The following is a 22,085-nucleotide window of genomic DNA, read 5'->3' as shown; positions in this document are numbered from 1 at the left end:
TCAGGGAATTTTCTTGCCCGATGCTTGACCTAACGTGAAGATAGGGCAAACAGCAGAAAGTTTGTTCGACCCGCAACGGGGGACGGTGTTCGGTGGTTCGGCTGGTGATCTTCGCAAATCCGATGCGCGCTGTGATGGCTGCCATGGTCGGTTGCACCATGCTGCTTGTCTCGTCGGGGGCCATTGATGCCGAGGTTGACCCGATGGAGGCGCCGTTCGAGCATGTCCGCTTCGACGAGGCCGATACGCTGCGTGGTCTCGTGGGCAAGTATCTGCACGATCCTGATCTCTGGCCCTTGGTGCTGGCGCTGAACAATATCGCTTCGCCGGCCGATCTGAGGCCCGGCACCGAACTGGCGCTGCCGGTGCGGCAGGTCACGGTGGCGGACCAGGCGCTTATGAACTCGCTTCACGATATCCAGGCCGCCACTGCCGAAGGCGCGCGCATCTTCGCCCCTGTCGAAATCGGCCAGGCGCTTGAAAATCGGGATGCCGCGATCCTGCAACGCGAGCGTGGCGAATGGCGGCAGGCGGTCAGCTCTGCTGCGGAGGCCAGCGATTTCGCCCGCGAAGCGCTGGAGATCTCTGTCGCGCAGCGCGACCGTGCAGCCGAGGCGGTGGTGTCGGACGTACAGGGCAGGGTCGAAGGACGGGCCCCCGCCGAACAGGCCTGGTCGAACCGGCTGCCCAATGATGTTCTGGTCGAGTACGAAAAGCTCAGGACGCTGTCCAATTCCTCTACGCAGATCACGTTCCGCGATCTCAGCCGGCTGCGGCTGAACCCGAACTCCAATGCGACGATTCAACGGATGCGTTCCGACCCGCTGACCGGCGGAGAGGTGGCCAAAGTATCGCTGGCCGAAGGTGATTTCTACGCGCTGCTCAATCAGCTTTCCGACAGGACGTCTTTCGAGATCGAGGTGCCGGGGGTCGAGACCACCACCAACTCGGCCGATTTCTGGGTCAGGAAAGATGCGGAGAGCGCCCGTTTCGTGAATTACGACAGCGCGGGGTTGCAGATCGCCCGGGGCTCCGAGGTCATTACCCTGGGCAAGAACGAAGGGGCGGTCCTGACCGGGGCAGGGACCCGCCGGGCCTTGGTGCTGGATCGCCCGCTGCCGATGGCGCCCGCACCTGGTGCCATTATCTATACCGCGGCAGCCCCCCTGGCGTGGCAAAAGCTCGAGGGCGCACGCGGGTATTGGCTGGAGGTCGCGGAGGACCCTGGGTTCAACAAGATGATTTTCTCCCGATGGGAGGTTGAGGCGCAGGGGGTTTCTATGACCGGGCTGGAGCCGGGGCATTATTATTGGCGGGTTGCGGGGCTCGACGCGCTGGGGCTGCCCGGCGCCTGGAGCACGCCGCGCGATTTCACCCTGCGGGTCGATACCACGCCGCCGTTTCTGGCGTTGATGTCGCCGGCTGACGGCACGCTGGTGACCGTGCCCGAGATCGAGGTTCTGGGAGCCTCGGAACTGTCGGCTAAGGTGGTGCTGAACGGGGACCCGCTGAAGCTGGGGGCCGACGGGTCCTTCCTGGCGCGGCTGACGCTGGAGCCGGGTGAGAACCGGATCGAACTGGCGGCGACGGATCCGGCTGGCAATCAAAGCAATCGCAGCCTGACGGTGAGCTATCGTCCGGCGGCGACGGTCGGCATCCTGTTGTCCGATGCGATCCCGCGGGTCGAGGGGGCCCTGGCCTCCCGCAGTGGCGAACTGACCGTCGCCGCCAAGACGGATGCCGCGCCCGAGACGGTGGCAGTGGTGAGTGGCGAAGCCGGTTTCGAGCTGTTGCGGACACGGGTGGGTGCTGCCGGAGAGCTGAATTTCACCATCCCGGTCAAGCCCGAGCGGCAACGCTTTACGATTGCGGTTCTGGGCCCCGGCGGGACGGTCGAGGGGCAGATTGATTTCGTCGCATTGAGCGATCGGACCGCGCCGGAGGTGACGCTTGATCTGCCGCCACCGCAGGTGACTGGCGAGGCCGGGCTGCGGCTTTCGGGGGCGGCAGGGGATGCGGCGGAGCTGGAGCTGAACGGCAGTGCGGTGGCGCTGGATGCGGGGCGTTTCGATCTGACCTTGCCGCTTGTCGCGGGCAGGAATGCGGTGGAGCTGACGGCTCGGGATGCGGTTGGCAATGTTTCGCACACCCGTTTCGACGTCTTTCTCGATCTTGACCCGCCCGAGGTGACGCGGGTTGATCTGGGCCGACCGCAGGGTGTCGCGGGGCCGATCGAACTGCGGGTCGAGGCGCATGATCCCAGTGGGCTGAGGCAGGCGGCGCCTTTCATTTTGTCGATCGACGGCGAAGAGGTGCGCGGGTTCCTGCATTGCGATGGCGCGGTGGGGAGCTGCCAGGCCAGTCTGCCACCACGTCCGGGCAAGCTGCGGCTGATCGAAGTGGTGATCGAAGATTATGCTGGCAATACGGTCATCGAATAGGGTTTGGGGCGGCCCCGCGAGACGGGGTAACGGAGGTTTGTTCATGCAAAAGGCACGGATCGGGACAGGGGCGCTTCTGGCGCTGATGATGCTGGTCGAGCCCTCTGTTCTGCCGGCCCAGTCGTCGGCGGGCGCCGGGACCGATGCAGGGCTTCTGGTGGTTTACGGACGCCGCGCCCCCAGTCGCGAGGGGGATATCGACCACCTCGAAGAGATCTTTTTCAGCCTGCCTGCCGATCTGGCCGATCCTGTCTATCTGCGCCTCTACGATCCCGAAACCGGCGGCCGGGGCGATTTCCCCTATGGCGGCGGGGGGGGATCTGAAACGACCTTTCGGTTGTTCGGTGGCGAGGGCGCCTTTTCCGCTGTTGATCGGCCACAGCCGGTCGCCGATGGCGCCCGCGCCGGGCGGCAGGAGTTCGATCCGGCACCAGGGCCGGGAAAGCTGATCCGTGAAAAGATCTTTGGCAGCGATCCGGCAACCGATGGCCGCTGGGCGACGCTGACGGCCCTGCATGCCCGCCAGGGCGAGGTGATCGGCGACCGCGCCTATTTCCGGCTCGATGTTCTGGGCACCGAGGGCTACCAGGGCAACGGGTATTCGGTGTCGGTCAGCCTGCAGCGCGACAGCGACCGCCCGCCCGAGGGGCTGGAGATGTTTTCCTACCAGGCGACGGTGCGCTGGGCGGGAGGAGAGGCGCCGACGCTGATCGGTTTCAAGGCGCCCGGCGATGGGCCGTTGACGGTGCAGAATTTCGACGGTGCCAGCGCCGATTTCGCACTGGTGACCAGATTCGGCGACCTGCCGCTGAAAAGCTCGGGGCAGGATTATTGGGTTTCGGATCAGGTCGAGACGCCTGAGACCGATCTGGCGCTGAGCTTTTCCGGCGGTTTCGAAACGCCCAACGACGTTACCGTGTCGGTATTCGACGCCGATGGGCAGGCGTTGCCGTTGACGATGCCGCCGCTCCGGGCGCCGGTGCCGGCGCGGCCGGTGGCGCAGGGGACCGCCCGACCGCTGGCCGATTGCCGCGCGGTGGCTTTCGATGCCAGCGGCACCACCGGACGGGCTCCGTTGTCCTATTTGTGGAATTTCGGCGACGGGGAGAGTTCGCCCGAACCGGTGATCGTCCATCGCTATGCCGCCCCGGGGCGATATACCGCGCGGCTTGAGGTGCTGGAGCCCGGTTCCCGTCCCGGTCGGGGTGCCGCGCTGGAGCTTCCGGTGCATGTGCGCAACGCCCCTATTGCGGTGCCCGGTGGCGATATCGTTGTCGCACCCGGGCAGGCGGTGGCCTTCGATGGCAGTGCCTCGGAGCCCTCCGACAGCCCGATCACCCGCTATCTGTGGAACTTCGGCGACGGCGCCGAGGCCCGCGGGATCCAGGCCAGCCACAGTTATGCCGCGCCGGGGCAATTCCGTGCGGTCCTGCGGGTCGAGGACGACAGCGATCATCCCTGCAACTTCGGGGTGGAGACCCGGCGGGTGCTGGTCAACTTCCCGCCGGTGGCCGAAGCCGGTGCCGATCAGCAGGCCGTGGTTGGGCAGAACCTGAGTGTCAGCGCCGGGGCGAGCTATGATATCGACGGGCTGATCGACCGTTACATCTGGGATATGGGCGACGGCACCGAGCTGGACGGAAAGACGGTGACCCATGCCTATGGCGCCCCGGGGCTCTATACGGTGACGTTGACGGTGGTCGACGACAGCGGTGTGGCCAATGCTCGGGCGCAGGATCACTTGCAGATCGCCGTCAACGCGCCACCGGTTCCGGCCTTTACGCCGCCGCTGCGCGCCCTATCTGTGTCCGAGGCGGCGGTGCTGGACGCGACCGCCTCGGTCGACCCGGATGGGCAGATCCTGTCTTATATCTGGGATTTCGGCGATGGGGCCACCGGCGAGGGGCCGGTGGTGAACTATGCCTGGACCCGGGCCGGAGAGTTTCCGGTGACGCTGACGGTGATCGACAACAGCGGCACGGCGTCGGCCCTGCAAAGCGTGACCCGGACGGTGCGTGTCGATGCCGCGCCGGTGGCTGATGCTGGCCCCGATCAGTTCGTGACCGCCAGCGTGGTGCATTTCGATGGCAGCGGGTCTTCGGACCCTGACGGAGAGGTCGCCGCCTGGGCCTGGGATTTCGGCGACGGCACCACGGGCGAAGGCGAGCGGGTCGATCATGTATATGCCCGCCCGGGCGTCTATCACGTCGCGTTGAGCGTGACCGATGACAGTGGCGCACCGCTGAACCGAAGCCGCGACAGCATGGTGGTCACCGTCAACGCCAGCCCGATCGCCGACGCAGGCCCGGCCCGGACAGTGGCGCCGGGGGCGGAGTTCACGCTTTCGGCAGCGGCCTCGGTTGACCCCGACGGGCAGATTGCCAAAGCCGTCTGGCAGTTTCCCGATGGCTCTACCGCCGAGGGCGAGCGGGTCAGCCACCGGTTGGACAAGCCCGGTCTCTATCCCATCGGGTTGACCGTCTATGACGATTTCGCTGGCGGTGCCGCCAGCGCCTCGGCCGAGGTCCTGATCACGGTGAATGCGGCTCCGGTCGCCATGGCGGGGCCCGATCTGCATATCGCTCCTGGCGATAGCGTGATCTTCGACGGCGGCGCGTCCTATGACCCTGACGGCAAGATCGTGTCCTGGCGTTGGGATTTCGACGATCTCGGGGCCCCTCTTGAAGCGGCAAGGGTCGAACGCGCTTATACCGCGCCCGGTGTCTGGTCGGCGCAGCTGACGGTCACCGATGACAGTGGCGTTCTGAATGCCACTGCCAGCGACGCGGTGACCATCCGGGTCAACAGCCCGCCGGTGGCCGACGCTGGCCCGGCGGTAGAGAGCGAAAGCCTTTATGTCACGCTGGACGGCGGCGGTTCGGCCGATGCGGATGGCGATAGCTTGATCTATCTTTGGGATTTCGGCGATGGTTCCGATCCGGTCGCGGGGCAACGGGTAACCCACGTCTATCCGCAGCCCGGGTTTTACCCGGTGACGCTCAGTGTCGATGATGGCAGCGGACTGTCGAATGCGCGGACAAGCGATGCCACCACCGTCCGGATCAAGGCCAGGCCGGTGGCCGTCGCCGGTGGCAACCGTGATGTCTGCTCTGGTCAGCCGATCCTGTTCGATGCCTCTGGCAGCTCTGACCCCGATGGCGGATCGTTGCTCTATGCCTGGGATTTCGGGGATGGGGAGAGCTCTGATCTGATTAACCCCACCAAGATCTTCGAAAAGCCCGGTGTCTATCCGGTAACGCTGAGGGTTCGCAATGAAAGCGGCACCGACTATGGCACCGACATGGACCGGATCGCTGCATTGGTCCGGCAGGGGCCGATGGCCGACGCCGGGCCGGATCTGAAGGTCTGCGCCAATACTCTGGTGCGCTTCGATGGCTCCGGCTCCAGTGATGCCGACGGTGCGGTCAATGCCTTTGCCTGGGATTTCGGCGATGGGGCCACCGGCGCCGGGGCGACCCCGGCCCATACCTTCAGCGAACCGGGGCACTATAGCGTGACGCTGACCATCACCGGCGATGCGCTGGGGAGTTGCAGCCCGCTCGATACAGACATGGTCGAGGTCGAGGTGGTTCCCGCGCCTGAACTGGCGATCGACGGCCCCTCCCGCGCCGGTGCCGGTGCCGGAACGGCATTCGCCGCACGACTGTCGGGGGCGGGCGAAGAGGGCGTCTCCAGCATCCTGTGGGACTTCGGGGATGGCGCTACTGCCGAAGGGGCCGAGGCCACTCACACCTGGACCGAACCGGGGAGCTATGACGTCACCCTGCGGGTGGCGCTGTCCGGGGGGGCGGAGGCCTGCGGTGAGCTGGAGATGGTTCATCGGGTGGTGGTCAATGCCGCCCCGGTTGCCCTATTCACCGGGCCCGAAGATCTGTCCGTCGGTCAAAGCGCCCGCTTCGACGCCAGCGGTTCGACAGATGCCGACGGGGCGCTTGTGTCCTATGATTGGGACTTCGGCGATGGCGCCACGGCGCAGGGCGTGATGGCGGAGCACAGCTATGCTGCGCCGGGTGAGTATCTGCTGCGGTTGAGCGTGCTGGACGATGCCGGGGTGGGCAACAGCCTGGCCAGCATGACGCGCAAGATCAAGGTCGCGCCGGTGCCGCAGGCGGCATTGGCCGCGCCGGCGCCGGCCTGCCCGGGGCAGCCGATCAGTTGGACGCTTGCCACCGCTCCGGAAGCTGCGGCAAGCTGGAGGTTTGGCGATGGCAAGACCGCCGAGGGGAACGAGGTGAGCCATGCCTATGATCATCCGGGACTCTATCCGCTGCGCGTCATTCTGGATGATGGCGCCGGGCTGGCCGGGAGCCGGAGCGTAGAGGAGATCTATCAGCGTGTGAATGTCGCGCCGGTGGCCCAGGCCGGACCGGATCGGCTGGTTTGCCCTGGAGACAGCATTGTCTTCGATGCGGGCGGGTCGTTCGACCCCGATGGCGCGATTGATGCCTTCGAATGGGTGTTCAGTGATGGGATCACCCTGTCGGGCGCCCGGGTCGAGCGCAGCTTTGACAGTCCTGGCGCGCTGGAGGTGCGGTTGAACGTGCGTGACGACAGCGGTGCCGCAGCCTGTAATCACGGCAGCGATAGCGCCCGGGTGCTGGTCAACGCACCGCCGGTGGTGGACGCCGGTCCTGATCGCAGGCTGTTCGTCGGCGGCGCACATGACGACATCATGTTCGATGCAGCCATTGCCCGGGATCCGGAAGGCCAGGGGCTGAGCCTGAGCTGGGATTTTGGCGATGGCGCCACCGCCAGTGGGGCGCGGGTGCGTCATCGTTATGCGGTGCCGGGCAGCTATACCGTGACGGTCGAGGCGCGTGACGCCACCGGGCTGGCCTGTGGCGTGGCACGCGATACGGCGCTTGTAGAGGCGGTGCCGCGCAGCCCATAATCCGGCCATGCGATTCCCCCTCCGTCTCAAATTCTTCGTCTTCGCCGCTTTGCTTGCGGTGGCCCCACTCGCATTGGTGGGGTTGAACCTGACCCGGTTGACGCGGGACGAGCTGAAGAGCGCGGCGAATGAGGATCTGACCACCGTCGCGGCAGAATTGCGTGCCGCTTTCGACACGACATTCGAAGGCCGCTGGCTGACGCCGCTGACGGTGATCCGCAACGGTATCGACAGCGCCGAGTTGGGGGTGCAGCAGAAAGTGTCACTGCTGACCCTGGGGTTGGAGCAATTGCCCCATGTGGTTGCGTTGCAGCTTTCGGTCGAAGGGTCCGACCTGCCCATTCTGGTCACCGGAGAGGCATTTGCGGCGTCTCTGTCGGCGGCGGGACTGGACCCGGTCAAGACCCTCTCGACACCGGCCGACCTGATCAAGGCGATTGCCACGACCGGGCAATACGGCCGCCCGGTGATCAGCCGGATCGGCGAAACCGGTGATTGGATCGCCACCCTTGCACTGCCGCTGAACAGCCGGATCGCCGGGCGGCGGGTGGTGATGGCGGCGAAGATCGACCTGTCCAGTCTGGGCGAGATGGTCCGGCGGCATCCCTTCGCCCAGCGGGGCGAGATATCGGTCGTCGATCAGGCCGGTCGCCGGGTGCTGGAGGCCGAGCCGGCCTTGCTGACCGATCGTCAGATCGTCGCCTCGGTTCAGCCGCTGATCGTCGCCGGAGCCCGCGCCGAGGCGCTGGAGCCCTATATGCGATCCGATGGCACGGCCATGTTGGGTGCTTATGCCTTTCCGGATTGGTTCCCCTGGGCGGTGATCACCGAATTGAAAGAGACGAGCGCCTATGCGGTGGTCAATGCGATCACCCGGCAGATTCTGATCGTGGGGCTGATCGGCTTCGTCATCGCGGGGCTTGGCGCGCTGATCTTTGCCCGCCAGCTGACCCGACCGATCCTGCAGATCGGCGCGGTGGCCGAACGGGTGGGGGAGGGGGATTTCTCGGCCCGGGTCGAAGGGGTCCGGGTGCGTGACGAGATCGGCGATCTCGCCGCCCGGTTCAATCGGATGATCGGAGAATTGGGCGAACGGCTGGAGTTGATGAAATTCGTCTCACGCGGGACGGTTTCGGCGATCCAGAAGGCGGATGAGAAGGGGATGCTGCGCGGTGGGGAGCGGCGGCGAGTGTCGGTCCTGTTCACAGATATTCGCGGCTATACCGCCTTTTCCGAACGGGTTGCACCCGAGGTGGTGATCGAGGCGCTGAACAGCTATTTCGACGTGCAGACCGATATCGTCGAGAAGCATGGCGGCGACGTCGACAAATTCGTCGGCGATGCGCTGGTTGCTGTGTTCGAGGGCGAGGCGATGGAGTGCCGCGCCGCTGCCTGCGCCGTGGAGATCCTCGAAGCGATGGCGCGGATGCTTGATGATTATCCCGAGTATCAGCTTCACGTCGGGATCGGCGTGGCGTCGGGCGAGGTGGTGATGGGGGCGATGGGCGCCAAGGCACGGATGGATTTCACCGCGCTGGGGTCGACGGTGAACCTGTCGGCGCGGCTGTGTTCCGAAGCCGAGCCGGGGCAGGCGCTGGTCGATCGTGCCACGCGTGACGCTTCGGTCGGCAATGGAAAGCTGCACTTCGAGGAATTGCCGCCGGTGCGGCTGAAGGGCTATGCCCAGCCGGTACCGGCCTTTTCGGCATCGCGAAGCTGAACGGAACGGTGGGGTCGGAAACGGGGCGAGCGGCTCGGCCCTGAAGAGGTTCCCGGATCAGAGTGCGAAAGTGGCCCAGGCCCAGATCATCGCGATATAGGTGAACTGATGCAGCGCCTGATCGACGCCGGACGCGCGCCAGAACGCCGCCTTGTAGGGGTCGAGCTGCTTCTGGTCGCATTGTCGCGCTTTCCAGAAATCAATGTTGAAATGCACGCCCCATTCCAGCACGGCCAGGATCAGGGTGAAGACCAGCGGCGCGCCGACCAGCAGGAATGTGATGATCGACCCGATCGCATGCACCCCGGCGTGCTCTGCCCGACCCAGGTGCCAGTATTCGCCGCGTCCGGACAACATGCGCGGGGTTTGCAGGAAATAATCGGCAAACATGTGCTTGATCTGCAGCAAGCAGAGCAGAAGCAGCAAAGAGCCGATCGGTACGGTCAAACGCGGATCCCCCAACAGAGTCGCCGATGAGCTTACGGGTTTCGGATCGAGGCTGCAATTGCTGTGCCTGGAATTCGCGTTTGTTCCCAGGCGCCGCCGGGGTGAGGTGCCGCCCGGGTGGGCTGGCTCTCTTGTCACATTCGCGCCCGCCGCATATCGTGCCGGAACGGTTGGCCCGCCGTTTGCCTGCCACGGGAGCTTTGTCCATAGAACCCTCTCTGTTCAGCTTCATCTGGAAATACTCGAAGCGCGACCAGTTCATCCTGCTGGTGGTGACGGCGATGCTGTTTCCGATGCTCTACCTGACGCTGGAACTGCCGAAGCGGATCATCAACGATGCCATCGGTGCGCAAAGCGCGACGATCACCTATTTCGGCTATACGTTTGAACAGGTGACCTTTCTGGGGCTTCTGTGTCTGGCTTTCCTGGCCTCGGTGCTGGCGCATGGCCTTTTGAAAATGCGGATCAACACCATGAAAGGGGTGTTGTCTGAACGCATGCTGAGGCGCTTTCGCTACGAGATGATCGCGCGGGTGCTGCGATTCCCCCAGCCCTATTTCGAACGCGTCAGCCAGGGCGAGCTTGTGTCCATGGTCACCGCCGAAAGCGAGCCGATGGGTGGGTTGATGGGGGATGCCATCAGCCAGCCGGTGCTGCAGGCGGGGCAGATGATCACCATCCTCAGCTTCCTGTTCGTGCAGAACGTCTGGTTCGGCCTGGCGGCGGTGGCGCTGATTCCGGTTCAGGGATGGCTGATTCCAAAGCTGCAGCGTCAGATCAACCAGCTGAACAAGACCCGGATTCAGGAGGTTCGTGTCCTGTCGGCGGCGATTGGCGAAAGCGCGGCAGGGGCCAGAACACTGCGGGTCAACGGCGGTTGGCGGCGTCGGCTGGCGTCGATTACCACGCAGTTGGGGCGGCTCTACGATATTCGTTTCGAAATTTATAAGAAAAAGTTCTTCATGAAGTTTCTCAATAACTTCATAGGCCAGATGACACCGTTCTTTTTCTATTCGGTTGGCGGGTATCTGGTGATCCAGGGAACGGTGTCTCTGGGCGCGCTGGTGGCGGCATTGGGCGCTTACAAGGATCTGAGCTCCCCCTGGAAGGAGCTGCTCGATTACTACAACCAGACACAGGACATGTCGCTGCGCTGGGAAGTGATCATCGAACGGTTCGCGCCGCCGGGCATGGTGGACGAAAGCCTGTTCTTTGGTGAACCCGGCGTCTTGCCGCGTCTGGCGGGCGATGTGGAGCTGGACGGGGTGACCGTGCGCGACGGGGACGGCAATCTGGTTCTGGAGGAGCTGAACGTGACGCTGACCGGCGGTAGCACCATCGGCATCGCCGCAGCCAGCGAAGAGGACCGGCGGGCTCTGGCCGAACTGCTGACCCGCGAGGTTCTGCCGGCTGGTGGCCATGTGCGGATCGGTGGTCAGGATCTGTCTGGCCTGCATCAGGCGGTGATCGCGACGCGGATCGGCCTGGCCGGATCGCGCCCGGTGATGTTCCAGGGCAGTTTCGGCGACAATGTCATGATGCCGATGCGCCTGAGACCTCGGGGGGCGCCGGAGGATACGCGCCGCCTTGCCGAGGCGCTCAAGGCCGGAAACAGCTCGGACCCCTACGATGCCGAATGGCTCGATCCCAGGCTTGCCGGTTGCGAGACGCCCGAAGAGCTCAGGGGCTGGTGGATGCAGCTTGTCCAGGCGATGGGCGCGGGTGAGGCGTTGTTCCAGCGTGGGCTGGATCAGCGTTTTGACGCAGGCGATCACCCTGAACTGGCGGCGCGGCTGGTCAGCCTGCGGCCCAAGGTGCAGCAGGCTGTCGAAGCCGCAGGGCTGCGCGGGCAGGTGTTCCTATGCCTGCGCGAGATGTACAATCCGGCCCTGCCGGTGGGCGAAAACCTGTTGTTCGCCTCGCCGCGCAAGACGATCTCTCCCGAGCTGCTGCCCGAGCAGATCGGCTTCATGGCGCAATTGCGCGAGCTCGGGTTGGATCAGACGCTGGTGGAACTGACCCGCGACGTGATCGAGATGTTGCGCCAGATCTTCGGGCTGGATGGCAGCGACCATCCGCTGTTCCGCAAGCTGGGCATTGACGGCAGCATATATGAAACCGCGCTGGATCTGGTCGAAAAGACCCGCGCCGGCGGGGCCGCGGCCCTCAGCGACGAAGAGATGGCGCTGTTCATGATGGTGCCGTTCCGGATTTCGGCGGAACAGATCGGCCCGGCCTTCTCGGACGATCTCAAGGCGCGGATTCTGGAACTGCGCGCCACCCACGCGGAGGAGCTGTTGCGGTCGCTGGGCGATCTGTTCACGCCGCTTGATATCGACGAATTCGCCCCGGGGTTCACCGTTCTGGAAAATGCCCTGTTTGGCAAGATCTCGGACGCGGCAGGCAGCAAGGGAGATGAGATCCGCCGGGTCATCGCCCAGGTGCTGCTGGACAATGGTGCTCAGGAGCTGGCCATGGAGTTGATCTTCGATTTGCCGATTGCCATCGGTGGACAGAACCTGCCGGCAATCTTCGCCGCGCCGCTGTCCTTCTGCCGTGCTACGATCAAAAAGCCCGATCTGCTGATCCTGGATCAGGCGCTGTCTGGCGCCGACGGGGATGCCCAGGCGCGGGTGCTGGAAAACCTGCGCGCACTTTTGCCGGAAACCACGATTATCTTCCTGGGCGAGCGGTTCGAGGATAACAGCATCTTCGACAGCTTTCTTGAGCTGCGTCAGGGGCAGATCGTCAGCGAGGAACTGGGCGTCGGTGTGGCGCAGGATCACGGGTCCAGCGCCGATCTGGCCCGCAAGCTGAGGGCGCTGGAGCGGACCGCGCTGTTTTCGGGGCTGAACCGCAAGCAGCTTCGGCTGCTGGCCTTCGGAGCGCGCTGGTACAAGGCGACGGCGGGCGAGGTGATCTTTCTGAAGGGCGATCAGCCCAAGGATGGCGCCTATATGGTCATCGAGGGCGAGGCCGGCCTTTACCTGCCGCAGGAAGGGCAGGTCGATCGGCTGATCAACCGGGTGGGGCCCGGCACTCTGGTGGGAGAGCTGGGGTTGATCCGCAAGGTGCCGCGCGCGCTGAGCATGGTGGCTGAGACGGATCTGGTCTGTCTTCGGATCGGCGAGGAGGAATTCCTCGCCGTGGTCGAAAACGACGCCGCCACCTCGTTCAAGCTGTTGCAGGTGGTGTCTGGCTATGTGTCGAACTGACGGCGCGGGGCCGTGGTCTGCACGGTGACGATGCCCGGGCGTTCGCGGCGGGGGGCTTGCGGTCAGGCGGTGGGAACGGCTTCGGTGTTGTCGCAGAACAGCTTGTAAAGCAGCCCGATCATCTGCTCGGTATTTCGGTCGGCCAGCGAATAATAGATCGTCTTGCCGTCCCGGCGCGGGGTCACCAGACCTTCGTCGCGCAACCGCGCCAGCATCTGGCTGACGGCTGCCTGACGGATGTTCAGCAGGTTTTCCAGCTCTCCCACGGACCGTTCTCCGGCGCTGAGATGGCACAGGATCATAAGCCGCCCTTCATGAGACAGCGTCTTGAGAAAGGCCGCAGCCTCGCTGGCACGGGTAGCCATGTCGACGGGTGTTTCAGGCGGTAGCTCGATGGCAGTCTGGGCAGTCAAGTTTCAGGAAACCTCTGGTTGTTGTAATGTGACATAGTGGCTCAGAAATGCGGGTCAAGCCACCTCTGTCCGACATCCATGGCTTGGCGGTCGGGGCGGGGGCGTCACCTTGAAACATATTCTCGTCTACATGGTCACAAGCCACCTCCCGCATCTGCAGATGCAGCACCGTGCCGGCATAGGGGGCTGGGCCAGCGCCTCGTCCAGCTCTCCCCCGAGACCAGGGCCGGGGGTGGGGGCACAAGGCCCGCTTCGACCCAGATCGAGCCCTTGATCCGCGCGTCCTGGAATGACGTTTCGATGGTCTCGTCCATCAAGATATTGGGGCTAGGGGCGGAAAAATGTATATCTGCGGTTCATTCGCTCGGGCGGTCGCAAAGATGTGGAGCCATCAGGGCGTTGTGGAACTCGGCCCGGGCGGCGATTTTCCCGATTTTCCCAATCCCCCGCTGTGTCCCTGCGCCGGCTGCAGGGGGCCGATGGCGCCGGCTTTGCGGCATGGCGGCGAATTCCATCTTGGAAGTCAGCCGTTCGCCGGCAGCGACATGTGCCATTTCTATCACATTGTCGGGAGGCGCCGGTTCCTTGAACCGGAGCAGCCATGGGGTTTCTGCGCCTGGCCGAGGCGAATCGCCCCGGAGATGGTGAACCGGTCATGCGGCCGAACTGCGGGTCGGTGCGGTCTTCGGCCACTTCGCGTGACGATCAGGCCTGGACTGGGCCGCCGCGATCCTCGTCCTGGCCGCCCCAGCTGGCGATCGTCAGCCTTGAAAAGGCTGCGATCACCATGGGTAGGGGCAGGGCCCTCCATACACTGCGCTTATTTTTTCAGGACGATCACGTTGCGTCGGGCGGCGCCGGTCCTGGTGTCGGCAATCGCCTCGTTGATCTGATCGAAGCTCCAGCGGCGGGATACCAGTTCGTCCAGCTTCAGCCGGCCCTGCTTGTAGAGGTCGATGATCCAGGGAATATCCCGCTTGATCACGACATTGCCCATCTTCGAGCCGGTCAGCCCCTGGCCGGCATCGGCCATGATCAGCGGCGAATAGGTCGCCACCTTGTCGCCATGTGGCATGCCGACCATCACCACCCGGCCACCCGCGGCCAGATAGCGGGGCGCCATCGAATAAACTTCGGCCACGCCGACGGTGACCAGCACCACATCGGCCCCACGCCCGAGGATTTTCTTCACCGAATTCCATGGTTTCGCCTCGGTGGCGGAAACGACATCAGTGGCGCCGAATTCCTTGGCGACCTCGAGCTTTTCGTCCAGCATGTCGACCGCGACGATGCGGCGGGCGCCGGCGATGCGGGCGCCCTGAATGGCGTTCAGCCCGACGCCGCCGGCGCCGATCACCACGGCGTCCTGGCCCACCCGCATCTCGGCGGCGAGGGTTGCCGCGCCGACGCCGGTGATCACGCCGCAGGAGATGACCGAGGCCACGTCCATCGGCATGTCTTCGGGGATTTTCACCACCTGGCTGTGATCGACTACCACCTTTTCGGCGAAGGCGCCGGTGGCCATGGCCTGAAACAGCGCATCGCCTGCGGTGGTCTGGATCGGCCCCTTGGTGCCGTCATAGGGGGTTTCGCAGGTGGTGGGATGGCCTGACCCGCAGGAAATGCAGTGGCCGCAGGCACGGATCAGGGTGACACAGACCGGATCGCCGACGGCGAGCCCCTGCACGCCCTCTCCCAGCGCGGTCACATGGCCGGCGGCCTCGTGGCCATAGACGGCGGGCAGAGCGCCGCCGAAGCCGCCCTCGGCATAGCTGATATCGGAATGGCAGATCGCCACGGCGTCGATCTCGACCTCGACCTCGCCCATGCCGGGCGGGGCGATCTGGATATCCTCGATGACCAGAGGCTGGCCGAATTCGTGGCACACGGCGGCTTTGATGGTTTGCATGAAGTCTCTCCCCTCTTTCGTCGCAGCCTGACCCAGCGCCCGGTCTGGAGCAAGCCGGAATGTACCGGGGAGCCCTGGCGTTTACGTCACGGCAAAACGGCTGCGCAGGAACACGACGAAGGCGACGATCAGCAGCAGGATCGCCAGCAGGAAGGGGGCAGAGGGAAGATAGATCGGGGCTGCGGCGCCGGTGAAGGCGGCGAAGGCGCCGGTCATCAGCAGAGGCGAAAGGATCATGGCCAACGCGTTGGTTGCGGTCAGCACGCCTTGCAGTTCCCCCTGTGCATTGTCAGGGGCGATGCGCGACATGATCCCCTGCAGCGCCGGCATCACCACCGCGCCCAATCCGGCGATCGGGGTCAGCAGCAGGGCCAGCCGGCCATCGGTGATTGTTGCCACCAGCCCCAGCCCGGCGGCGTTCAGGATCAGCCCGTAGATCACCGTTCCCCGGTCTCCCAGGCAATGAAGTGCCACACGGATCAGCCCACCCTGAACCACCGCGATGGTGATCCCGAAGGCGGCGAGGGAAAAGCCGATCTCGCGCGCGCCCCAGCCGAAGCGTTCCTGCGCGAAAAAGGCCCAGACCGCCGGATAGACGAAAAGTGCCACACCGAACAACAGAAACACTGTCAGCAGGGGCACCAGCCCGGGCAACTGCCCTACCGCGCGAAAGGCGCTGAGGGGATTGGCGCGGGACCAGCAGAAGGGGCGGCGGATCGTATCCGTCACCGTTTCGCGCATCACCAGCAGACCGAAGATCAGGTTCAGCGCCGCCAGTGCCGCCGCGGCATAGAACGGCGCCCGCGGACCCAGGGTGCCAAGGGCGCCGCCCGCCAGCGGGCCGATCACAAAACCGGCGCCGAAGGCCGCGCCGATCAGACCGAAATTGGCGGTCTTGCGCTCAGGTGGGGACAGATCGGCCATATAGGCCGCCGCCGTCGCCGGGGTGGCGGAACAGATGCCGGCGATCAGCCGGCCCAGCAGCAGCAGCCACATCGACCCGGCCAGCGCCATCACCAGATAGTCGAAGGTCAGCACGCAGAGCGAGATCAGAAGCACCGGCCGCCGCCCGAAGGCATCCGACAGATTGCCAAGCGCGGGACTGAGCAGGAATTGCATCACCGCGAAAACGGTCGACAGCACGCCGCCCCAGACCGCCGCCTGGGCCAGGGTGCCACCTTCGACATCGACGATCAGCGCCGGCATCACCGGGATTACCAGGCCGATCCCCATCGCGTCGAGCATGACGGTGATCAGCAGGAAGATGACGGGCAATCTGGGCAAGGCGGGGACCGGAAGGCAACGGGATGTTCGGGCAGACGCTACCTGTCGGCGCGGCGGGTGAAAAGGCGCTTAGGCGGTGTGGCTGTGTGTCATCCGCCAGGTCCGCTGCCCGACGGATCAGAGCGTGGCGGCTATCCGGTCCGTCAGTCGCGCCAGCCCGGACGGGTCGGCGAAGAAGGGGGAATGCGAACTGGGCATAGAATGAACCCGGTGATCAGGCCAGTCGCGCACCATTTCGGCCTGATATTCCGGCGGGATCGCCCGATCCTCGGTGCAGCGGATATAAGCCTTTGGCACGCTTTCCCAACGCGCCGAAAGGGTCAAAGGCGTCGCCTGCGGCGCTGTCGCCTGGGGGCTCAGCCGGGACAGCGCATGGGTGACCGAGGCCTCGGGGCAGTCATGATAGAAAAGCGTGGGCACCGCTTCGGGGTCGAAGGTATAGCTTTGGCCGTCCTCGGCGCGGCGCACATGGGGCATCAGCGGCTGGCGTGGCCCGCGTTTGCGCATGTCGATCATCGACAGGCCCGAGACCGGGACATAGGCACAGAGATATATCAGCCCACGCATCTGTTCGGGAACCGCCTCGGCGGCGGCGCTGATCGGATAACCACCCCAGGAATGGCCAACCACCACGGTATCCGGGGTGCTGGCGGTCAGGATTGCCTCGGCGCAGGCATCGAGTGTCTGGGCCCCTGCCGGGATTTGGTCCTTTCCGTGCCCGGGCAGGTCGATGGCGCGTGCGGTATGTCCCAGCGCTTCGAGCTCGGGAATGACATCGCGCCAGCACCAGGCCCCGTGGCAGGAACCGTGGATCAGCAAAAAGTCGGACATGTGGGTCTCCCTCCCCTGTCTCGGCCAGTCAGATATGGCCGATCTCCTTCAGAAAACTCGTCAACGCGGTGGCGAAGGCTTCGGGCCGATCAAGGCAGGGCAGATGCCCCGCGCCCCGGATCAGATGGAATTTCGCACCTGGGATCAAGTCTATCGTTTCGCGCAGCAGATCGGGCGGGGTGGCGCGGTCGCGGTCCCCGGCTATGCCGAGCGCGGACAGCCTGAGCCCGCTGGTCGGCGTGTAAAAATCGGTGCCGCCGATGGCCGCGGCGCAGCCGAGATAGCCTTCGAGCGGTTGGCTCTCCAGCATGGCGCGGGCGGTGGTGGCCTCCGGGCCGCTCAGCGCGGGTTTGGGGAACCAGCGCTCCATCACCTCATTCGCCATGCCGCTGAGCCCAAGCGCCCGGGTTCGTGCGATCCGGTCGTCCCACATGGGCTTGAGCCCGAGCTTGGCTGCCGTGTTCGACAGCACCAGCGCGCGGATCTGATCCAGCCGCTTTACGGCCAGCCCCTGAGCGATCATCCCGCCGAGACCGAGACCCACGAAGGCACAGTCGCGAATGTTCAAGAGGTCGAGCAGCCGTTCGGCATCCCGCACCAGTGTCCCCATCGCATAAGGCCCCACGGGGATCGAGGATTGCCCCTGTCCGCGGATGTCATAGCGCAGGATGTGCAGCCCCTCGGGCAGCAGGGGCAGCATCCGGTCCCAGAGCCGCAGATCGGTGCCGAGCGCATTGGCAAAAACCAACGGCTGCCCATCCGGGGCACCGTCGAAACGATAATGAAGCTGAACCTCGCCCAGATCGGCAATCGGCATTTGGGCCTCCTCCGGTGTCGGGGGCGTTTTAGACCCGGGAAGAGGCGGAGCAAAGGGGGTGACACAGAAAGCCCCCGGCTGGGCCAAACCGCGCCGGGGGGAGCAGGGCGATCAGCCCAGTTCTAGATCGTTGAGCAGTAGCGATGTATCGGTCAGCCCCGCGATGGTCAGCACATTGCCGTCGCCGAGGTCGATGATGGTATTGCCTGCCTCGACCGTGGCGCTGTCGACGATATCCTCGACCGTGGTGCCGAACGGCACCAGCCCGCCGAGGATCAGGATGGTGTCGGCATCATCCTTGAAGTCGGCGATGGTGTCAGCCCCACCCGCGAAGATGAACATATCCCAGCCGGAACCACCGATCAGCAGATCGTCGCCGTCGCCGCCATTCAGCGTATCGGCCTTGGCGCCACCCACCAGCTTGTCGTTGCCAGCCTCGCCGAAAAGCGCGTCGCTCCCGCCATTGCCGCGCAGGATATCATCGCCGGCGCTGGCGAAAAGCTGGTTTGCGCCATTGGTGCCCAGTACCTTGATGTCGATTTCGCCCTGAAAGGCGAAATCCTCGAAATTGATTGCGGTGCTGCCCGAGATGGACGCTTCCGCAGAGCGGAAAACGCCGGTGGCCATGTCGAAGGTCAGTGTGGCGGCGACCGGGACCTCGGGTTCGAAGAAGGCCATCAGCATATCGTGCCCCGCCCCGCCGTCGACGGTCTTGACGGTATCGAAAGAGATTTCGACCTGATCCTTGCCGTTGCCGGCGTCGACCCTATCGGCACCCTGATCGGCGATAATGAAATCGTCGCCCCTGCCACCGAACAGCTTGTCGTTTCCAAGGCCACCATCGATGAAATCATTATCGTCGCCGCCATAGATCTTGTCGTTGCCGGTGTCGCCGAACAGGCTGTCGTGACCGCTCTGACCGAACAGCCTGTCGTTGCCCTTGCCGCCCGCGACGTAATCGCCATCGTCGCCGCCATAAAGGGCATCCTGTTGACTGCCGCCATAGAGCGAGTCGCTGCCGCCGCCGCCCGACAGCATGTCCCGACCGCCGCGTCCGGTCAGCACATCGTCGCCGCCCGCCGTGGTCAGGGTGTCATCGCCGCCGACACGGTCGATGAAGCTGATGTTCTCGATACCCAGAAAGTGGGTGGGATCACCGCCGTTTGGCAGGAAGACCCCGTCGTAGCCGCCGCCGACATTCGGTGTCGGCATCTGCAGCAGCATACCGCCGGGGCCACCATCGAGGTAATAAGTCAGGCGATCATCCCCCGCTGTCCCCACGATGGTCTTCAGAACCGGTCCATGAACCGTGAAATCAGTCATATCTACTCTCCCGCTGCGATTCAAAACGTCTCGAATCTTCTGCCTCAGAATTTACATTCTGAAATATGAATCTTTGATCTAAATCACTGTTCAGATTGGGCTGTCCTGAAGCTGATCAAAAGAAAGGCCGCCCCTCGGGGCGGCCATTGCGGCGAAAACTGGGGCCGGCGCGGTTATCAGGGGAATTTCTCCAAGGCCATGCGGAAGACTTCTGCATCGACATTGCCGCCCGAGGTGACAGCGATCACCGCCTCGCCCTCGATCTGATCGGGGTGGAACAGCGCCGCCGCCAGCGCCACGGCGCCGCCGGGTTCGACCACGATCTTCAACCGCGAGAAGGCCAGCGCCATGGCGTGCAGCGCTTCGTCCTCGGTCACCACCAGACCGGGGCCGCAGAGCCGCTTGTTGATCGGAAAGGTGATCTCTCCCGGATGCGGGGTCACGATGGCATCGCAAAGCGACCCGGACAGCCGGGCGTTGATTTCGATCCTGCCCGAGGCGAGCGAACGAGCGGTATCGTCAAAGCCCTCGGGCTCTGACGGGCGCACCCGCAGCCCTGGCGCCCGGGCCTCCAGCGCCAGCGCAATGCCGGCGGTCAGCCCGCCGCCGCCGCAGGGCACCAGCACGTCGGCGCGGGTCACCCCCATCTCGGTCGCCTGTTCGGCGATCTCCAGCCCGGTGGTGCCCTGACCGGCGATCACCTGTGGATCGTCGAAGGGCTTTACCAGCGTCAGCCCGCGTTCGGCGGCGAGCGCTTGGCCGATGGCGTCGCGGTCCTCCTTGGCGCGGTCATAAAGCACCACCTCGGCCCCCAGCGCGCGGGTGTTGTCGATCTTCATCTTCGGCGCATCCGACGGCATGATGATCACCGCCGCCACCCCATGCAGCTTGGCCGCCAGCGCCACGCCCTGGGCATGGTTGCCGCTGGAATAGGCGATGACACCCTTCGCCCGCACGTCGGGCGGCAGGGCGGAAATCGCCGACCAGCCGCCGCGGAACTTGAAGCTACCAGTGTGCTGCAGGCATTCCGGCTTCACCAGCAGCCGCCGCCCGGCAATCTCGTCCAGGAAGGGAGAGGTCAGGATCGGTGTGCGCCGGGCATGGCCGGCCAGTCGCGCGGCGGCGGCCTCGATCATCGCGATATCGGTCATACGGTCTGCTCCAGCAGCGCCCGGATCGCGGCCAGCGCCTCGGGTTCGTCCAGGAACGGCGGATGGCCCCGGTCAGCTACTTCGGCAGGGATCAGGCCCGGGTGACGGCGCTTCATCTCTTCCAGCGTGTCATGGCTGAGGATGTCGGAATTGGCGCCCCGGATCACTGCCAGCGGCAGTTTCGCCAGCGCCTCGAAGAACATCCACATGTCGGGGGTGGCGCCGGTCGCACCCTGTTCCAGCAGTGCCTTGTGCAGGGCCACACCGTCATAGCGCAGCTCAAGCCCGCCGGGGACCTCCTGATATTGGAACGCCGCCTGCCGGCGCCAGACCTCCAGCGGTACGCCGGGGAATTCGTGCTCCAGCGCTGTCTTCATGTCGACGGCGGCCTGCTCCAGCGTCTTGGCCTTGGGTTTTCTGCCGACGTAATCCATGATCCGGGCGATGCCGCCGGCACCGACCACCGGGCCGATGTCGTTCAGCACCACCGCTGTCAGCCGTTCCGGATGGCTGGCGGCCAGCGCCATGGCGATCAGCCCCCCGCGCGAGGTGCCCAGCACGGTGGCCTTGTCCAGGCCCAGGTGATCCAGCAGTTCGATCGCGTCATGGCTTTCGCGGATGACATTATAGTTCATGTAATCTGGGTCGTGTTCCGATTGGCCCCGGCCGCGGGTGTCCAGCGCGATCAGCCTATAGTCGGACAGATGCGGCGCAACGAAGGAAAAGTCATCGCTGTTGCGGGTCAGCCCGGCGAGGCAGAGGATTGGGCGGGCGCCCTCGGGGCCGGTGTCGGTATAATACAGCCGCTTGCCGTCGGAGGTGGTGAAAAAGCTCATGTATTGCCTGTCAGTTCGGGGATGGTGGTCAGATCGGAAAGAACACGGTCCGGGCGCCAGGGCAGCCGGTCCATCGGCAGGCCGGCGCGATTGACCCAGGCGGTGCCAAAGCCATAGCCCGCCGCCGCTGCCGCGTCCCAGCCATTGGAAGAGACAAAGAGAACCTCGGCCGGGGGGCAGCCAAAGCGGGCGCCGACCAGATCGTAGACCCGGGCATCGGGCTTGAAGACGCCGACGCTCTCGACCGAGAGCACATCGTCCAGAAGATCGTCGATTCCCGCGGAGCTCACCGCGCCGGCCAGCATGTCGGGCGAACCATTGGACAGGATCGCCGTCGCCTTGCCGCGCTGTTTCAACGTGGCCAGCATCGCGGGCACTTCGGGATAGGCCTGAAGCTCCCAGTACAGGGCCAGAAGACGATCGCGCAGGGCGGCGTCGCCGGCCAGCCCCGAGGCCTCCAGCGCCCAGTCGAGCCCGTTTTGCGTCACCTCCCAGAAATCGGTGTGGGCGCCGGTGACGGCGCGCAACCAACTGTATTGCAACTGTTTCTGCCGCCAGTCCTCGGCCAGCTTGGCCCAGCGGCCGGCCAGGGCGGGAAAGGCGGGGTCGTCTGCTGTTTGTCGGGCTGCGGCGGCCACGTCGAACAGCGTGCCATAGGCATCGAAGACATAGGTGCTGAACGCCATCGCGGGCCTCCTCTCGCGGCGAACAGTTGCACAGCGACGCCGAAGGGAAAAGGGGCGGAATGGCGCGAATTTGCCCATCGGGTTTACATCCGGGGCACAG

Annotated in this window: 14 protein-coding genes; 4 read left to right on the top strand and 10 right to left on the bottom strand. The window is 64.9% G+C overall.

Going from position 1 to position 22,085, the window contains the following annotated elements; genetic code table 11:
- The first annotated feature begins 92 nt into the window (after positions 1-92).
- Genes G455_RS0103180 through G455_RS25490 form a run of 3 tightly spaced genes read left to right on the top strand, consistent with a single transcriptional unit; the run spans position 93 to position 9,073 of the window.
- Positions 93-2,441, top strand: a complete 2,349-nt coding sequence (locus tag G455_RS0103180) for a FecR domain-containing protein (RefSeq protein ID WP_028092352.1) — start codon at positions 93-95, stop codon at positions 2,439-2,441.
- A gap of 43 nt (positions 2,442-2,484) precedes the next feature.
- A complete protein-coding gene (locus G455_RS26335) occupies positions 2,485-7,353 on the top strand; it encodes a PKD domain-containing protein (protein ID WP_028092351.1) in 4,869 nt (1,622 codons plus the stop codon).
- A 7-nt stretch (positions 7,354-7,360) separates the two neighbouring features.
- Complete coding sequence (locus G455_RS25490; protein WP_051312125.1) at positions 7,361-9,073, top strand: adenylate/guanylate cyclase domain-containing protein; 1,713 nt, start codon at positions 7,361-7,363, stop codon at positions 9,071-9,073.
- A 57-nt stretch (positions 9,074-9,130) separates the two neighbouring features.
- On the opposite strand, the gene G455_RS0103165 is transcribed toward G455_RS25490, so the two are convergent.
- The gene (locus G455_RS0103165) at positions 9,131-9,520 is read right to left on the bottom strand and encodes a DUF3307 domain-containing protein (RefSeq protein ID WP_028092350.1); all 390 of its coding nucleotides are present in this window, start codon (positions 9,518-9,520) and stop codon (positions 9,131-9,133) included.
- A gap of 281 nt (positions 9,521-9,801) precedes the next feature.
- On the opposite strand from G455_RS0103165, the gene G455_RS0103160 reads away from it, so the two are divergent.
- Positions 9,802-12,735 (top strand): ABC transporter transmembrane domain-containing protein, encoded by a 2,934-nt coding sequence (locus G455_RS0103160; protein WP_229861730.1) that lies wholly within the window; start codon positions 9,802-9,804, stop codon positions 12,733-12,735.
- 62 nt (positions 12,736-12,797) lie between these two features.
- Here the strand turns inward: G455_RS0103160 and G455_RS0103155 are convergent, their stop codons facing one another.
- The 9 genes from G455_RS0103155 to G455_RS0103105 all read right to left on the bottom strand — a co-directional run bounded on the left by G455_RS0103155 (position 12,798) and on the right by G455_RS0103105 (position 21,985).
- Positions 12,798-13,100 (bottom strand): ArsR/SmtB family transcription factor, encoded by a 303-nt coding sequence (locus tag G455_RS0103155; protein WP_051312124.1) that lies wholly within the window; start codon positions 13,098-13,100, stop codon positions 12,798-12,800.
- 868 nt (positions 13,101-13,968) lie between these two features.
- Positions 13,969-15,057, bottom strand: coding sequence for a Zn-dependent alcohol dehydrogenase (locus G455_RS0103140; protein WP_028092346.1), 1,089 nt, complete (start codon positions 15,055-15,057; stop codon positions 13,969-13,971).
- A gap of 81 nt (positions 15,058-15,138) precedes the next feature.
- On the bottom strand, positions 15,139-16,341 hold the full coding sequence (locus G455_RS0103135) for an MFS transporter (protein ID WP_028092345.1): 1,203 nt from the start codon (positions 16,339-16,341) through the stop codon (positions 15,139-15,141).
- A gap of 117 nt (positions 16,342-16,458) precedes the next feature.
- Positions 16,459-17,172 (bottom strand): alpha/beta fold hydrolase, encoded by a 714-nt coding sequence (locus G455_RS0103130; RefSeq protein WP_028092344.1) that lies wholly within the window; start codon positions 17,170-17,172, stop codon positions 16,459-16,461.
- A 28-nt stretch (positions 17,173-17,200) separates the two neighbouring features.
- On the bottom strand, positions 17,201-17,989 hold the full coding sequence (gene pcaD / locus G455_RS0103125) for a 3-oxoadipate enol-lactonase (protein ID WP_028092343.1): 789 nt from the start codon (positions 17,987-17,989) through the stop codon (positions 17,201-17,203).
- A 111-nt stretch (positions 17,990-18,100) separates the two neighbouring features.
- A complete protein-coding gene (locus G455_RS0103120) occupies positions 18,101-19,312 on the bottom strand; it encodes a calcium-binding protein (RefSeq protein WP_028092342.1) in 1,212 nt (403 codons plus the stop codon).
- A 176-nt stretch (positions 19,313-19,488) separates the two neighbouring features.
- The gene (locus G455_RS0103115; protein WP_028092341.1) at positions 19,489-20,463 is read right to left on the bottom strand and encodes a threonine ammonia-lyase; all 975 of its coding nucleotides are present in this window, start codon (positions 20,461-20,463) and stop codon (positions 19,489-19,491) included.
- Complete coding sequence (locus G455_RS0103110; RefSeq protein WP_028092340.1) at positions 20,460-21,299, bottom strand: alpha/beta fold hydrolase; 840 nt, start codon at positions 21,297-21,299, stop codon at positions 20,460-20,462. The genes G455_RS0103115 and G455_RS0103110 overlap by 4 nt, the downstream gene beginning before the upstream one ends.
- On the bottom strand, positions 21,296-21,985 hold the full coding sequence (locus G455_RS0103105; protein WP_028092339.1) for a haloacid dehalogenase type II: 690 nt from the start codon (positions 21,983-21,985) through the stop codon (positions 21,296-21,298). The genes G455_RS0103110 and G455_RS0103105 overlap by 4 nt, the downstream gene beginning before the upstream one ends.
- Between the last annotated feature and the right edge of the window lie 100 nt (positions 21,986-22,085).

Origin of the sequence: Pseudodonghicola xiamenensis DSM 18339, from assembly GCF_000429365.1 — a bacterium.
GTDB lineage: Bacteria > Pseudomonadota > Alphaproteobacteria > Rhodobacterales > Rhodobacteraceae > Pseudodonghicola > Pseudodonghicola xiamenensis.
The sequence above is the reverse complement of the archived record's forward strand: the minus strand, read 5'-3'. Positions and strand labels throughout refer to the sequence as shown.

Bases quoted from the DNA above. Each gene is read 5' to 3' on its own strand.
- G455_RS26335 (WP_028092351.1), top strand. From the start codon at position 2,485: ATGCAAAAGGCACGGATCGGGACAGGGGCGCTTCTGGCGCTGATGATG.
- G455_RS25490 (WP_051312125.1), top strand. From the start codon at position 7,361: ATGCGATTCCCCCTCCGTCTCAAATTCTTCGTCTTCGCCGCTTTGCTT.
- G455_RS0103160 (WP_229861730.1), top strand. From the start codon at position 9,802: ATGCTGTTTCCGATGCTCTACCTGACGCTGGAACTGCCGAAGCGGATC.
- G455_RS0103155 (WP_051312124.1), bottom strand. From the start codon at position 13,100: ATGGCTACCCGTGCCAGCGAGGCTGCGGCCTTTCTCAAGACGCTGTCT.
- G455_RS0103140 (WP_028092346.1), bottom strand. From the start codon at position 15,057: ATGCAAACCATCAAAGCCGCCGTGTGCCACGAATTCGGCCAGCCTCTG.
- G455_RS0103130 (WP_028092344.1), bottom strand. From the start codon at position 17,172: ATGTCCGACTTTTTGCTGATCCACGGTTCCTGCCACGGGGCCTGGTGC.
- pcaD (WP_028092343.1), bottom strand. From the start codon at position 17,989: ATGCCGATTGCCGATCTGGGCGAGGTTCAGCTTCATTATCGTTTCGAC.
- G455_RS0103120 (WP_028092342.1), bottom strand. From the start codon at position 19,312: ATGACTGATTTCACGGTTCATGGACCGGTTCTGAAGACCATCGTGGGG.
- G455_RS0103115 (WP_028092341.1), bottom strand. From the start codon at position 20,463: ATGACCGATATCGCGATGATCGAGGCCGCCGCCGCGCGACTGGCCGGC.
- G455_RS0103110 (WP_028092340.1), bottom strand. From the start codon at position 21,299: ATGAGCTTTTTCACCACCTCCGACGGCAAGCGGCTGTATTATACCGAC.
- G455_RS0103105 (WP_028092339.1), bottom strand. From the start codon at position 21,985: ATGGCGTTCAGCACCTATGTCTTCGATGCCTATGGCACGCTGTTCGAC.